The 14681-nt window shown below is 32.0% G+C and carries 11 protein-coding genes; 4 read left to right on the top strand and 7 right to left on the bottom strand.

The window, feature by feature from the left end; translation table 11 throughout:
- The first annotated feature begins 450 nt into the window (after positions 1-450).
- From MHB53_RS20125 to MHB53_RS20110, 4 genes are all read left to right on the top strand, one after another.
- Positions 451-891: a hypothetical protein gene (locus tag MHB53_RS20125; protein WP_340921768.1), complete on the top strand. Its 441-nt coding sequence runs from the start codon at positions 451-453 to the stop codon at positions 889-891.
- On the top strand, positions 884-3202 hold the full coding sequence (locus MHB53_RS20120) for a pLS20_p028 family conjugation system transmembrane protein (protein WP_340921766.1): 2319 nt from the start codon (positions 884-886) through the stop codon (positions 3200-3202). The genes MHB53_RS20125 and MHB53_RS20120 overlap by 8 nt, the downstream gene beginning before the upstream one ends.
- Before the next feature lie 94 nt (positions 3203-3296).
- Positions 3297-3659 (top strand): hypothetical protein, encoded by a 363-nt coding sequence (locus MHB53_RS20115; protein WP_340921765.1) that lies wholly within the window; start codon positions 3297-3299, stop codon positions 3657-3659.
- Complete coding sequence (locus tag MHB53_RS20110) at positions 3656-3895, top strand: hypothetical protein (protein ID WP_340921764.1); 240 nt, start codon at positions 3656-3658, stop codon at positions 3893-3895. Before MHB53_RS20115 ends, MHB53_RS20110 begins: the two co-directional genes overlap by 4 nt.
- A gap of 313 nt (positions 3896-4208) precedes the next feature.
- Here MHB53_RS20110 and MHB53_RS20105 read toward each other — a convergent pair whose 3' ends face one another.
- The 7 genes from MHB53_RS20105 to MHB53_RS20075 form a co-directional block, all read right to left on the bottom strand.
- A complete protein-coding gene (locus tag MHB53_RS20105) occupies positions 4209-5900 on the bottom strand; it encodes a hypothetical protein (protein ID WP_340921762.1) in 1692 nt (563 codons plus the stop codon).
- Positions 5901-6228: 328 nt separating this feature from the next.
- Positions 6229-6522 carry a hypothetical protein gene (locus tag MHB53_RS20100; RefSeq protein ID WP_340921760.1) on the bottom strand — a complete coding sequence of 98 codons (294 nt, stop codon included), beginning with the start codon at positions 6520-6522 and terminating at the stop codon, positions 6229-6231.
- 696 nt (positions 6523-7218) lie between these two features.
- A complete protein-coding gene (locus MHB53_RS20095) occupies positions 7219-9900 on the bottom strand; it encodes an AAA family ATPase (RefSeq protein WP_340921758.1) in 2682 nt (893 codons plus the stop codon).
- Complete coding sequence (locus MHB53_RS20090) at positions 9890-10426, bottom strand: ABC-three component system middle component 1 (protein ID WP_340921756.1); 537 nt, start codon at positions 10424-10426, stop codon at positions 9890-9892. The genes MHB53_RS20095 and MHB53_RS20090 overlap by 11 nt, the downstream gene beginning before the upstream one ends.
- Positions 10426-12081, bottom strand: a complete 1656-nt coding sequence (locus MHB53_RS20085; RefSeq protein WP_340921754.1) for a dsDNA nuclease domain-containing protein — start codon at positions 12079-12081, stop codon at positions 10426-10428. Before MHB53_RS20085 ends, MHB53_RS20090 begins: the two co-directional genes overlap by 1 nt.
- A gap of 408 nt (positions 12082-12489) precedes the next feature.
- Positions 12490-14130: a DUF927 domain-containing protein gene (locus MHB53_RS20080; RefSeq protein WP_340921752.1), complete on the bottom strand. Its 1641-nt coding sequence runs from the start codon at positions 14128-14130 to the stop codon at positions 12490-12492.
- A gap of 135 nt (positions 14131-14265) precedes the next feature.
- The gene (locus MHB53_RS20075) at positions 14266-14568 is read right to left on the bottom strand and encodes a helix-turn-helix domain-containing protein (protein ID WP_340921750.1); all 303 of its coding nucleotides are present in this window, start codon (positions 14566-14568) and stop codon (positions 14266-14268) included.
- Positions 14569-14681 lie beyond the last annotated feature (113 nt).

Raw genomic sequence — 14681 nt, 5'->3', positions numbered from 1 at the left:
GATTGGAATTTAACAAAGATAATTGTGATATATGTATATAATGGACTTTTATGTTATTCCCATACCCTTCATAACTTATTTCTTCACTTAGTACTTCTTCTTTGTACAAAATAGTCCATATTTGTATGCCACATTATATACTAACCAATATCCTTTTGAGACAAAACAGAAAAAAGAGGCTTCATTAAGTTTTGATCACTTAATGAAGCCTCTTGCATAACATTCCAGTAAACATAAACTCCAACAGTAAACTTAATTACTCTTAAGCGTTGTTTCTTATGATGTTTATTACATCATGCCGCCCATCAATGATAGCGTTTTTTACGCTCGAATGGGCTTGGCAGATGTTGATTTAACAACGCTTCGTTCGTTTTACAATCACATGAAATGCTATCAAAAGCAAAAAGAAGTTAGCACAAAAGTTAGCATATCGTGTGAGGAGTGAGCAGAATGAAGTTGATTAAATGGGCTTTTATTGCTTTTAGTATAGCACTGATTGTATCAGGTTGTAGCCATGGCTACGGAGCAATAATTGTACCAACCGAAGATATACAACAATTAATTGATGACCAACAAACAGGCTTCGTCATCATCACAAATGAAACAGATGCGACTTTCCTTGATGAAGTTCAAAAAGCATTACTAGAAAAAAAGGAAAACGCCTTGCTATTCAACGTATTTCGTAATGATGGTGAAAATGAAAATACAGATGGATTAAGTAAAAACCCATTTCGAACAGTAATGCCCCATGTAAATGCCATCTACTATATAAAAGATGGAACTGTGTATGACGAATTTAATCTAGAAGTATATGAAGGCATTCGACAACAGGAAGAATTGGCTTACTTTATGAAGAAGATGTCGAACTCTACAGGTGATTCAAATGAGTAATGAAGAAATCGCTCGTAAACTTGAAGAATTTCAAGACTACCTTAGTATTTCGAGCATCTTCACGGATATTTTTAGATGGATTGCATGGGCGTTTGTTCAAGTTTTGGCATGGATTGTTGACGCTCTCGAAAAATTGACTGATGACATATTATGGATTAAATCCTTTTACAATCACCCAGAAATTGTAGCTTTTGTCGATACAATCAAACCGATTTTGTATATCTTTTTAGCCTTTTCCCTTCTCTATACAGGCTATTTGCTAATATTTCAAAAGAAGTTTAACCGTGAAGGAATCGCAATAAATCTTTTCATAGCCTGCATCATCATTCTTTCGCTAAACACTGGAATGGACAAGGCAAGTGAATTTACAGACGTTGCAATTGACGCTATAAAGGTCGAATCACTCTTTCCACACGATGAATCAACTTTAAGTGGTTCAATTATTCAACGAAACGTAAATGACCTTACTGAAATTGATAAAAGTAACTGGTCTACAACTGACATAAACGTTCCAAACAGTACACCACCGAGCAGAATTGCGAATATCAATGTCCGTGAAAAGTACGGAAAAGATACAGAAGGCATTTCTAGTGAAGGACAAGACATTTCAAAGTACATGCTATCTCTTAACAATGTTGGTGAATACCGCGCGGAAAAGTTTGATCAGTCGGGGTTAGAGTGGAACAACGAGTACTATTTCCGATATTCGATTAATTGGTTTACGATTTTCGTCACTCTAGGAATTATTGCCTTCACGCTCTTCTCAATTGCGTTAAAGCTTGCCAAGTTGTTTTTCGAACTAACATTCAACTATATTTTAGCATTGATCGTAGCACCTGCTGATATTCATGACGGGCAGAAAACAAAGAAAATCATTTCAGCCATCTTGAATACCTTCTTTGCAACCATCCTAATTTTTCTATCAATGAAAGTATACATGATTGGAACAGCATATTTAGAGAGTACACTCTCCCCCCTCCCTTACCTGATAGCTCTAATTGCATTTTCTCTAGCTGTTGTGGATGGACCGAATATCGTAGAACGACTTTTCGGGATTGATGCAGGGCTTAAAAATGGTTGGGGAGTCCTTGCAGGTGCATACGCAGGTGGAAAAATGGCTTCGGGGCTTGGTAAAGGACTAAGTAGTTTAATGAAAGATGGTTCTGCTGAATCAAAATTCCAACAACAAAAACCATCAAGACTAGGCAGTGAAAAAGCTCCATCACCTAATGGCAGCAAGGATGATGGTGAAAAGGATGATAAGACAACTAAAGACGGTTCTGGTGGCATTGCAGGTATTCAAAATAGTAAAAGTAAAGGTAATTCGAGTAATGAGCAATCTGGTGAATCGAAAGAAACTGGAACAACTAATGAAATAGGAACAGGAAGAACGGCAAGTGTATCCTCACAATTGGACAGCAAGCAAGGAGAAACACCTTCACAAACAAAAGTTCCTTCACCGAATGATGCTGAACATGCAAGCCTTTCACAAAAAAGTCAAGGTGGCACTGGTAATATACCAACCATGAGTGGTTTGAACAATGGTCAAAGGACGCAAGGCGTTCAACATCCAAGCGCACAAAAGGAGACAGATATTACAAGCGTTCCTGACCAAGTGCAAGGCAATTCATCGGTTAGCAATGTTAATGCTGGTGGCGCACCTTCACCAAGCACAGCAAGTCACTTAAACGCTATAGCAAGTGGGGTTAATGCTCCAACGACAAATGGTTCAAATAGTGTACAGAGGACGCAAGGCGTTCAACAATCGAGTATTCAAACGGAGACAGATATTACAAGCATTTCTGATCAAGTGCAAGGCAATTCATCGGTTAGCATTGTTAATTCTGGTGGCGCATCTTCACCAAGCACAGCAGGTCACGCAAACGCTTCAACAAGTGGGGTTAATGCACCTACTACAAGTGGTTCAAATAGTGTCCTAAGAGCGCAAAGTGTTCAACACTCGAACGCACAAACAGATACAGACATTACAAACATTGTAGATCAAACACAAGGAAACACAACAATTCGGAACGTTCAATCAGGCGTTAACCCCGGGTCTAATCAAATTAACACATCAAATCAATCCGGTAGTAATCAATCTGTAAATGGTTCTCACAGCGTTCACACTGGACAGTCAGTTGTACCAACAGACATAGAGGTTATCACTCAAAGTGAAGCCGTTAACCGAGTGACATCTATTAACGAAAAACAAAGAAACATTACTTCTGTTAAACGTAGACCGAGTACGTATGCGATTCCAAGTAATTCCGGTGTCGATAAGAACGCTTATTATTTTACTAGAAATAAGTAACCCTTTTTTCTAGCAACTTTATAAAGAAAGGATGATTACCATAAATACCAAACATCAATTTAGAGCGCGTGTAAAAAATGTTAACTATGAGTACTTGGAGGACTATCAAATTACGAATGATTTCAGCAATATTAGTGAAACGCTTGATGTCATCTTACAAGAACATAAAGAGTTAAAGAAAAACAATTGGAATCTCCAATACATCACTCATACCGTAGCGACCCAAGTAAATGAAACAATTTCTAATGAATTGAATCGGGTTCGTCTTGGAACAAACAACGCAGATCGAAACACACAAATTCTCATTGAATTGCTTCAAGGATTTATGCAAATGCAAAACATAGAACACATCATGACAACCGACTTACACAAACCTGTTTTTTTAACAGACGCTGAAAGTTTAGTGCAAGAAAAGATAACTATGATGAAGCAAAGAAAGGATTCTATACGAACATGAATTATAACGAATTCGATTTGTTTACCGCCGATGATATTAAAAAGAAAATTAACCATGACATTGGAAATGCATTAGATTTATTTGCTGATAGCTATGTAGCCATTTATAGAATTGCTCATGATCTTAAAGAACATCAAAAAACAATGCAAAAACAAAATGAAGAACTTCGGCAAGCACTTAATCTTTGCATACAATGTTTAAAATTAGTTGAAACTACTGCGCAAGATCGAAAATAGTAATAATCTAAATAAGCACTTCGTTCTAAAAAGTGATTTTTAGAACGAAGTGTTTATTTGAAATAATGTTTGATCAGAAATACCTCACAAACCAGTATTTCACTATAACTAAACAGAATCCATTTTAAAAAAAAATTAATCAAAATGGATTCTTGTCCAGCAGATTTAAGTTTCGGTTTAATAAAAAAGTTTGCTCTTTTTCTACTTATGTTGCTTCACAAGAGCGCCCGATTGTTGAAGTTCTTTTTGATGGCTTTATTGTATGAAGATAAACACTCGAAAGGATCTATAGTGAGAACGCTCTACAAGCGTCTTATGAATTATCCCCTAGATAATTCGAAATAGATTCTAATTGAGATTCATGGTACATTTTCATTTCTAAAACACTTTCAAAATGCTGATATTTTTTTTTATTAGTAATGGATTTTTCTTTGCTAGCAGCCTCTACAAAGAAGTTCTGTATTACCTCGCTTTTAGTTACCTGAACAAGCTTTTCAATTTTATCTTTAGTTTCCTGCAAATATTGCTTTTCTAATTCACAAAAATAGTAATAAAATATATCTTCAAACTGTGAAACCTCAACAATTTCATTATAATTAAGTAAGTTTAATATTCTGTCATAATCTTTCCTTTGAATACAATCATTAATTTCCCCATTCAAAAACGTACTATATTTTTCTTTACATCTACTATTCAATTCATCAATAAAGGACTTAATTTCAATTTCACATTCAATTTCGTTTCCGAACACATCAAAATCATTCCATGAGGTGTGATCAATAGAAACATACTCAGAGTTTTCTTTAGGTGTATAAATATCTATAGCAATTTGCAATAATTCTTTATATCTTTTTCCTTTAAGCATACCGTTCTCTTCCAATGCACTCCCAAGAGAGATTATACTTGTTTGATCTATAAAATATTCAATTTCTACATTTCTAATCTTTTCATCAATTTCCTTAATAAGCACATTCAGTTCTTCTTCATTCAAACGGTATAGGTTGTACAATTTTTTTATATCCCGTCGAATTTCCGACCTTTCACTAATGTAAGATTTAAATGAATCCTCAGATAGCTTTTCGAATAAAAAAAGCTTTTTCAGATCATTATATATATTAAATTTGTCAAAGTTCATCGACTTAGATTTCTTAGTTTTATTTTTGAAAAAGTAATCGTATACAACTGCTTTACATAATCTTAAAAGTTCTAAATCAATATTTTCAACTCCTATATGTTCTTTTGCACGTAAAGTTAATTCAAGATATTTTAAAAATACCCTCAAGTTGTTTATCTTTTCTGCTAAATACCCCTCTGAAGACGAGTCAAATCCTAATGTATTTTCAAGATATACATCAATTACTTCATCTTTATTAAGTTCATCTATACTTTCTAATATTTGATTTAATATATTTCTATTTAACTTATCGATTTTAATAATATGATCAATTACTTTTTCCTTGTATTTATTAAATAAAACTAATTCGTCTTCTTCGAATTCTTTTGTATTTGCAATAAGTATCACATCGAAATTTACTGTCGCTCTTTCTATAAGACCAAGCATATCTTTCATATTAATTGAGTCAGATTTTCTTTCTAAATCATCAAAACAAATTACTTTTTTCACACTATCTTTCTTACTACTTCTAATGTCTTCTATTGAAAATGAGTTTATATAATCTTCAATATTAACTCCAGCAAACTTTTCAGCAAGATCTTTTGCAAAGGTTCCCAATAATTTTGAAACCCCACCAAGCTCCTTAGCATCCTTAAACCCAGGTATTAAGTTCATTAAGAGTGTATTTTCAATTTCTTTGACAGAGTTCCTACCAAATATAGAAACGTATATTACTTCATATCGCAAATCTTGGACAAAATAATTTTGAATAAGATTTGTTTTACCTATTCCCCAATCTCCATCAACTAAAGTGCATAAGGTTTTGTTTTTAATTCTATTCGTATTTTCTAATATTTGTTCAATAGAACTATTCGCTTGAAATGCATCCATTCGACCACTCCTCAACTTGAATTAATTTTTCTTTAACTATAAAAATATAAAAGTGGATTGTGGGCAAAGTATGTCCATTACATTACAACACTCACTTAAGAATCTGGCCCTTTTAAGGAACAACTCCATTGTAACTCAACAGTTCCTTAATCCACCATTCAATTCAGATGTTCTTTTCCTTTTCACTATAAAAACACCCCTTTAGATGTAGCTTTGAAATAAAATTTGCTCAAAAGTATCTCGCAGAACCACATTTTAGGGCAAATAAAAAGAATCCGTTTTGAAAAAAAGATTGATCAAAATGGATTCTTTTTAGTCTTTAGACCGTTTAATTAAAATCATAATTAATTAAATATGTTCCTGTATCTACTAGTCGTTCAGGTATTGTATAAATGTTAGTTGAAATGGCACCGGAAATTATAGCTATAACCCAGAAAAAAATTTTTTGACCCAAAGTCAAATCTGAAAAACTAAGTATGATTGCCGCAAGAAATAAAAATCCAGTAATAACATTCATTAAACAGCCTGAAATTGTTGCGAGTAATATTAAACCCTGTCCTAAAATTATTAATAAAAAACCAACAATCTTAAGTGTAAATTTTATTATTGCTTTAATAATCATGTTTACCCTCTTTCAATGTTAAAAATTTTTCATCTAGTACTGATAGAACCTTCATTTTTCCATAAGAACCCCCTTCAGAATCACATCCAATTGGGGAAAACGGTGCATCTTTTTTCAAAACGGTACATCATTTTTATAAACAGTACGGCTTTATTTCAAACTTGCATTAGATAACCATATCCAAAGGGGGAAAACGGTACAACTTTATTCAAAACTTCGCGTCTTTTTTTTATCATCGTGACTTTATTTCAATGCCACACGAGCGCTATTTTATTTCCATTACATCAAGGTTGCTAATATTAGGTAGAAAGAGCATAAGGGAAATGTGCCCCCACTCTCGGTGTGGGATCAGGCTGAGCCTGATATTTCTATGGGGCCATTCTTTTCAAAAGTGTCACCTTGCTGTGACAGAAATACAGCGCACTGTCACAGCAAGGTGACAAGATTTATACTATTGACAGCAAAAAAAGTACAAGGCTCTGCGTAGTCTATCACGTAAAGTGCAAACAGTTTTCTCTAATGCTTTTTTCAAAATATATTAACAAACCAAATTAGAAAAATAAATATACAAAATGACAAGATGTATGATCAAGAAGCTGTAAACTACTCGCCATTCATTACTGTACAATAAATCAAATTGATTTATTGTGAAAAAAAGATATCCCTTCTATATTACTTACCATTAAAATATTTATCCTAAGTAAAGATTATTTTATTTACCTTATCTATATTTAAATAAGGGCTCATGAAACTATAGACTTGAATATTTTCTTTTTTATGTTCATTTTTTTTAATAAATAATTTCAGGAATTCTAAGTCGTGCGTAGAAAAAATTAGTTGTTTATCGATGCTCCCCAATACATCGCAAATAGAATACTGATTTACATCATCCATGTTTTGAATAGGATCATCAATAGCTACAAAATCAAGTGGATGTGTTTTCTGTCCTTCATTTATTGCTAAAAATATTGATATTGCTAGTACATTTAGCTGTCCTGAACTTAATACATTTTTAGCGTTACTCATTAACTTATTACGAGAATATTCCTTATCAAAATCAATCTTTATATTTAAATCTTCATCTATACCTTCAAAAGTCAAAATACTATTTGAAGGCAATGGGTTTAGGTATCTAAAGAACTTCTGTATCGATGAGTTATCTTTATTAAGGAAGTCCTTTGCTTCATTACCGAATTTTTCAGCCTTTTGTTGTAAATGATTATCTAAAACTTCAATTATTAATTTCATTTCATTTTTTGTTTTAACTTGAATTGATTTTTTCTTCTCGACTTCAGAAATTTGCTGTTCTATTTCTTTATTTATCTTCATATCAGAAGACATCTCTTTTACATATGATAATATAGATAACTTTTCATTCAATTCGATTTTATTATTGGTTGTGATTAAGAAAATATCAATAAACTTTTTGTTATGTTCCTCCAAAGTAATACAGTCTACGACTCTTAATACTATTGATTCTAAGTTTTTCATCTCCATCTTTATTTCTTCTAATTTTTTTTGGTTATTTGATATTCGCTTTGCTAGTCCTTCCTTTACTGAGTTAAATCTCACTAAAATTATATCTATTTCACTTTCTTTTCTATGTTCAGTTAAATTTATCCGATTTCCAAATTCCTCTTTGTTATTTAATTGTTCGTATAGCTTATTCAACTTAAATAAAATATTAAAACTATCTTGGAGTAAACCAATGCTTTTTCGGGTTTCATTTAAATTATCGTTTATGTTTTCATCTGAATAAGCTTCAAGACTTGATTCATATGAAACATTTAATTTAATATTAACAACTTCTTCAGTCAATCTATTTAAAGTTAATTGATCGCCTTCGATCCGTGAAGATATTTTATTTATTTCACTTACAAGTTTATCGACCTTTCGCTCAATTCCCCTTAAAAGATGCATAGATTTTTCCAGATAGTTTGTATCTTCTTGTACTTGCGCATTTAAAAGAATGATGTTTTTATCAATACATTCTTCAAGGTCTTGTTCTGGTATCGAAGAACATACAGGGCATTGTTTTAATTCACTTTTTTTCACATGAGTTTTAATATCTTTAATACTGGAAATTAATTGTGCCATAATCTTATTCTTGCTGCTATCCACTAATAACGACAACTTTTGTTCAATTTGCGTAAGTTTCGCTCTTCTCCTTATTAACATTTCAGATTTCTTTTGCAAAATAACGTTCTCAGATTTTAATTCTTTTATTCTTTCATTATTTATAGTTAACAATTTCCTAACGGATAATTGATATTCTAACTTTGAAGCATCATCCCTCTTTGACTCCAATTTAATGTTAATTTCTTCGATATTTTTTTCATTTATGTCTAACTCATCTAACTTCATTTCATTTTCTCTGATATCCGATCTAATTTGATTATATTTTTGTAAGTCTTCTTTCTCTTTTTCCAGACCTTTTATTTGTTTTTGAATTTCAGATAATAAATCTTCACGCTTTTTAATTTTATTTCGATGACTCTTTTCATTCTTCTCGTAATGAAAAACTTGTTTTCTCATCAGTTCAATTGATGTGTAATTATCTAATTCGAATTCTTTGTAAAGCCTTAAAAACTTTTCATTTTGGTTTCTTTCATTAATTAAATTTTCTTCCACTTTTCTACATTCATCATCAAGATTATTTTCTGAAATAGTTATTCCTAATCGGGTTAATTTTGAGTTTAAAGAATAAATATCAACGACACGCTTAACTTCTTCCTTACTTTTAATTGTACTTTTATATTTCTCTAACTCTACTTCAATTTCCTTTTCTTTTGTTTTAAGAGCAGAAAGTATTTTTTTAGTATTATCTGTTTCGTTCAACATTGATTTTAGACCCATAATATTTGCTAGAGCCCTATACCGACCACCATTATCCTCACTATTTATGAACTCTGTTACTTGATCCTGAGAGAGGATATACGTTTGCTTAATTAATTGTCCATAAATACCTTTACCAAAATTGACATCCTTAAAATTTTCTTTTTTTAAATAATTTTCCACATTTTCTTGCCCGCGATAAACTACTCCTTCTTCACTCGTAATTATCACTTGTGTATTTTTAACTTCATCATTTAATACATTAAAGGATCTTAATAACTTAATTCCTCCAAATTCTATTTCGACTGAAACTGTCAGATTACTTAAATCACAATTTCTATTAATAATATCTTTTTTGATTTCTGCATCAGTTCCATTGTAACGATCGATATTATTAGTTAAACACCACTCAATCGCGTCAAAAAAAGAACTTTTTCCAAACCCATTATTACCATGCAATATTGTAATTTGTTTAGTAAGATCAAAAATAATTTCTCCATAATAATTTTTGAAGTTACTTATTTTAACCTTCTTAATCCTCAATCTCTTCACCCACCAACTTCATAATCATTTCCACCGAGTAATCAATTTGCTGTGTATTTAATTTGTTATGTTGTCCTGAGTTCTCTTTAATGTAATTTAATATTTCTTTTAAATAATCATTTTCCTCAACCTCATAATTCATCTGTATACTTTCGCCTTTACTCCCCTCTGTATTATCTAAAAATGGTATTCTATTTAAATCTTTTTCATTTCTTATTACATATTTTCTCAACGCTTTAGTATCTCTTTCAATCATGAAAAAAGTCTCATAATCTATTTTGATATTTGTACATAAAATCAAATAAGTGTTGTTGATATTCAACTTATAATCAAGCATTATTTTTCTGATTTCAGTTGAATAAGTATTAACATTTTTTAATTCCTCATAGGTATAAGCTTTCTTTAATACTACATAATTAATAGGTGATCTATAAATGACCCCCCCTATATTCTCTATTCCCTCTGAATCAATAGACTCAAATCCCATTTCTATTAATCGATTATTTGTGAGATTAAAAATATCCATTATACTTCACCTCTTTGATATTTTGCCCAAATATCTTGAAGGCTACTTTGGATATCATCATCAATATCGATAGCCTCCAAAAAATCGGCATTTAACATATTTCCCGGTATAATATTTGCTATTAATGGAACTTGGTTTAGCTTAGAATAAACTTCAAATTCAGTAATGCTTGTATCTTGTCTTAAATTGATCTCATGCTCCTTTGATACATTAAAATCTCTATCGTTGTAATTTTGTATAATTACATGCAATTTTTTATCTAGTAAAAATAATTGCTCATCTACTTCACTGTTATAGATGATGGATTCTAGCTTCTCTAAGCCATCAGCTAATTTTCTCTTTTTTTCTAAACTTAAAAAAGAAATAATCTCATTTGTAGTTTCGCATTGTTTAGAAAGAATGCCATTATTATCTGCAAATTTTATTAAAGAATCTCTTCCAATAAATAAAATAATTATCGAGCAATACAATTCCTTCAATCTATTCAACCTATCAAGATCTCTAATCTTGGCATATATCTGAGTTTTGGTAGTGCCGTCTATGTACCTTTCTAAGAGTTGTCTTATATTTCCTCCATTAGAAATCCAACTTAAAATATAATCTCTGTAAGTATAAATCTTGTCTTGAATAAATCCAGCATGTTCGAAGTCTTCAAACTCATTTAGTAACTCCTCTATAACCTTATTTATTACTCTTCCACTATCATGTTTTTCTGCAGAAGTACTAGCCTTCTCTATACTCTTTGCACGTATTCCACTTAATATTCTTTCTACTGACTCTTCTGTAATCATTAATATTTTCTGGTTACCTTTATAAGTGCAATTGGTGAATAATTCACCAATTAACATGTGAAGATCTTCCACCTTCATTGTTATATTATCGCCTATATCCTTAAACAAATAATTATTAAGTCTCATGCATAAGTGATTCTTATATATATCTATGTCACTCAAACTTATACCTGGACGTATAAACAATCTACTTAATAACTTATTTAGTGTTTCTCCACATCTTTCCTCATATACATAAGGTTCGCCTTTTATAGTAAATGACGGAACCACTATCTTTTTAAACAAATCGTCTTTATTTGTAATATCTTTATCGTAATTTTTATTATCAGTATATATATCAAAATTATAATTTTCCGTTTTTGTAAAATGGTAACTAGCATATAACTGAAATTCCGTGATAAATCCCTCGGATTTCGGGGCTAATTCAGCATTAGATAATAATTTATCAACCCAACTATTATTTCTTTTGAAAGAAGTACCACTGATGGTTTTTGTTCCCCTACTATACAATGCTGAAGCCGGACTCTCGGTAACGTTTAGCTTTACTTTCCCACTAGTTTTCACTTGAATGAACCTAATTTTATTATTTTTCCCTACAACCACATCATCATGGCCTTCCATAATTACATAATCCCATTTACCTTCTAGCATTTCTATAATGTATTCTATTGTAACTAAGAATTGATAATAGAATCCCGATAATGCAGTTAATCCCCCAATTTCACCTGGAGGGATATTTGTTAAATAAGTAGCTATTTCACTACTGGTTTTATTATTGATCTGTGTAAAATGTCTTTCTCTTTCATCATCTATTTCTTCGGTACTATTTAGGCGACTTTCAATAATGTGCTCTATTATTTTCATTTCGCACTCCTTTTACAATGTATTTTATTAGAGGAATAATACTTGTTAAAATTCATTTAGACTCATTGTTATGTTAACGGTGAAAATGTACCTACTACTATTTTACCGTTAAATATAATTAAAACAATTATTTGTCTATTTCTCTATGCTACCTCTTCAATTTTTAAGTACCTCTATACCCTGAAAACTTGTAATTTTGTAATTACTACTAAAAAACCTTATTATATCCACAAAAAAGAGAATTACAAGTTGTCATTTGACTTGTAATCCCCACATATTTTATTTGTCATTTTTTTTAACAACATCTTTGTTGTCACTGACTTTGTAATTAATCAATCAATTGATAGTACTAGCTTCATAAGCGCTCAATTACAAAATTACAAGAATACACTTTACACCCCTAAGTATTTAAAATCTGTTTCTAGAAAAATTAAAGCCTTGTTCTTCTAAGAACTTTTGATTTACTTGTACAACACGAAAGGATTGTCCTTTATGTGTGATTGATAAATAATCAACCGATTTACCGTTATTCTTTTGAAGTACTGTAAATCGCTGATTTTTCCATGCTTCTCTAATTTGTCTTGCATCGACTTGCAATTTATTTTTTAAGTAATCAATGGTCAAGAAAAGTCCGTTCGCATTTACAATGGCATGTATGCCGTTTGAAGGCTCAAATTCACCGTATATGCGGTTTCGGTTTGCGTCTAACTCTTCTAGTATTTCCGTCAGAACACTTTTAGCCCGATCCACGTGACTGTTTTCGGAACAAATAACCAAAAATAGTTCTGCAAAATCGTCTACTGGAATTGCCATCCCCTCTCCTTTAAATAAATCATTTAATACCTCTGCGACAAATGCAATGAAGGCGTAGTGTAAAGCGATTCTACGCATTATATTATTGTTTGTAGCAGATGATTGATATAACGTAGCCAACTCCTTAAAACGACCGTCAAATTGCCTACCATGCTGTTTCCACCGCTTTATTAATTCCAACCCAATACTTCCATAATACTTTTCCACGTTTTGATTTAAGAAAGCAAAATAATCCGCGTTTTTATTCACGAATTTAAAATTGGTCATTGGAATAACACGGGCTGCGCTTCCTTGTGAATTCGTATACTCCAGAATATTGTTTTCTCCTGTTGTAATGAACACTGACTGCCAACTACTTGTCCCCCTGCTCCCGTCTAAGCTACCCCTCATCTTACCTGTACCATTGCCAAACATATAAATCATCTGTTGCAATGCTTTTGTATCATGCGCTGTATTCGTGTCGTCAAGGATTAAAGGATAAGCATTTAAAAAGGCAGCCATACGCTCGATTGCTATTTTTGTCGTTAGCATAGAACTTATATATTCACTTGGCTTCCCCCAAACGCTTGCACATGCCTTCTGGACACTCGTCTTGCCACTTGAGGATACACCCGAAATGTCTACAAGTATTGGGGTTAAATCATGCGGCTTGAACAACACAGATGCAAACGAAGACACTACAGGGAATAAAGCCTTCGGATTATCGTAAAGTGGCGCTAAGACATTGTTTATCCATTCTTGTACAGTACCCTTACACCTGATGGCATTTAAACGCTGTAATTCTCCTTCATCTGGGGGTACAATACGAAACTTTGATTCCAGTAATGGATGAATAAAATGCCCACTTACGTAACCAAGATGACTGACAACAAGAGAACGATTTAATCTATTTTTTTCTAGGAACAAATCAAAATACTCAATAAGGTAGCGTGCATTTCGGTCATTGCTACTCAACCCTTTATTGGCTAATGAAATCACCTCACGCTTTGTTGCCAGTGCTGTAGCAGGTACAACTTCATCATAAACCTTACCATCGTTAAACCACTTCAATTCATACTGTACGTTGTTCTTTTCAATGTCATCAAAACACTTTGTAATATATGGAACCTGTCTACTTACAAAGTGTTCTTCATCATTTTTTGCATCTATTCTATATAACTTATTGTCTTTAGTGAAGAAAGGGTTTGGAATACCAAACCCCTTCACTTCTTCAAGGAATGTTTCATAGACAGTCAATCACAACACTTCCCATGAATCGGAGTGATTGCGAATGTTGAGCGTATGTTATAAAATGATAATAGGTTTATTTTCATATGCCCTTCTAACTCATTGCCGTGAGTTAAAGGGCTTTTTTTATGTTCAAACATCTTCTCATCCCTTCCTACGATATTTCAAAATATCTTTTCCGTTAATTTTAACTTCGTCATAATACTTTTCCATATACTTTTGCACTTCTTTTCTATTAAACAACCACTTCGTGCCTACCTTTAAACTTGGAAATTCTTCATCGTATAAGAATGAATCAACTATCGTATTCCACGACATGTTTAAGTACTCGCATAGTTGCTTTGAATTCATAAAAAACACTACCGACTCCAACTCTTCTAATCTTTCCTCTACTTTTTGCAAGTAAATATTCTTCAATTCTTGCTCATCAATCTCAACTCTTATCATTTTCCCACCTCCAGTAAAAATCACAATCTATCAGACCATATATAACCAATAGATTACAATCATAATAAATCAATGTTTATATTTTGTAAACCTTTTCCCCTCAAATGTTTTAT

The organism is Bacillus sp. FSL K6-3431 (genome assembly GCF_038002605.1).
GTDB lineage: Bacteria > Bacillota > Bacilli > Bacillales > Bacillaceae_C > Lederbergia.
Note: the sequence above shows the minus strand (reverse complement) of the source record. Positions and strands in the feature narration are given on the sequence as shown.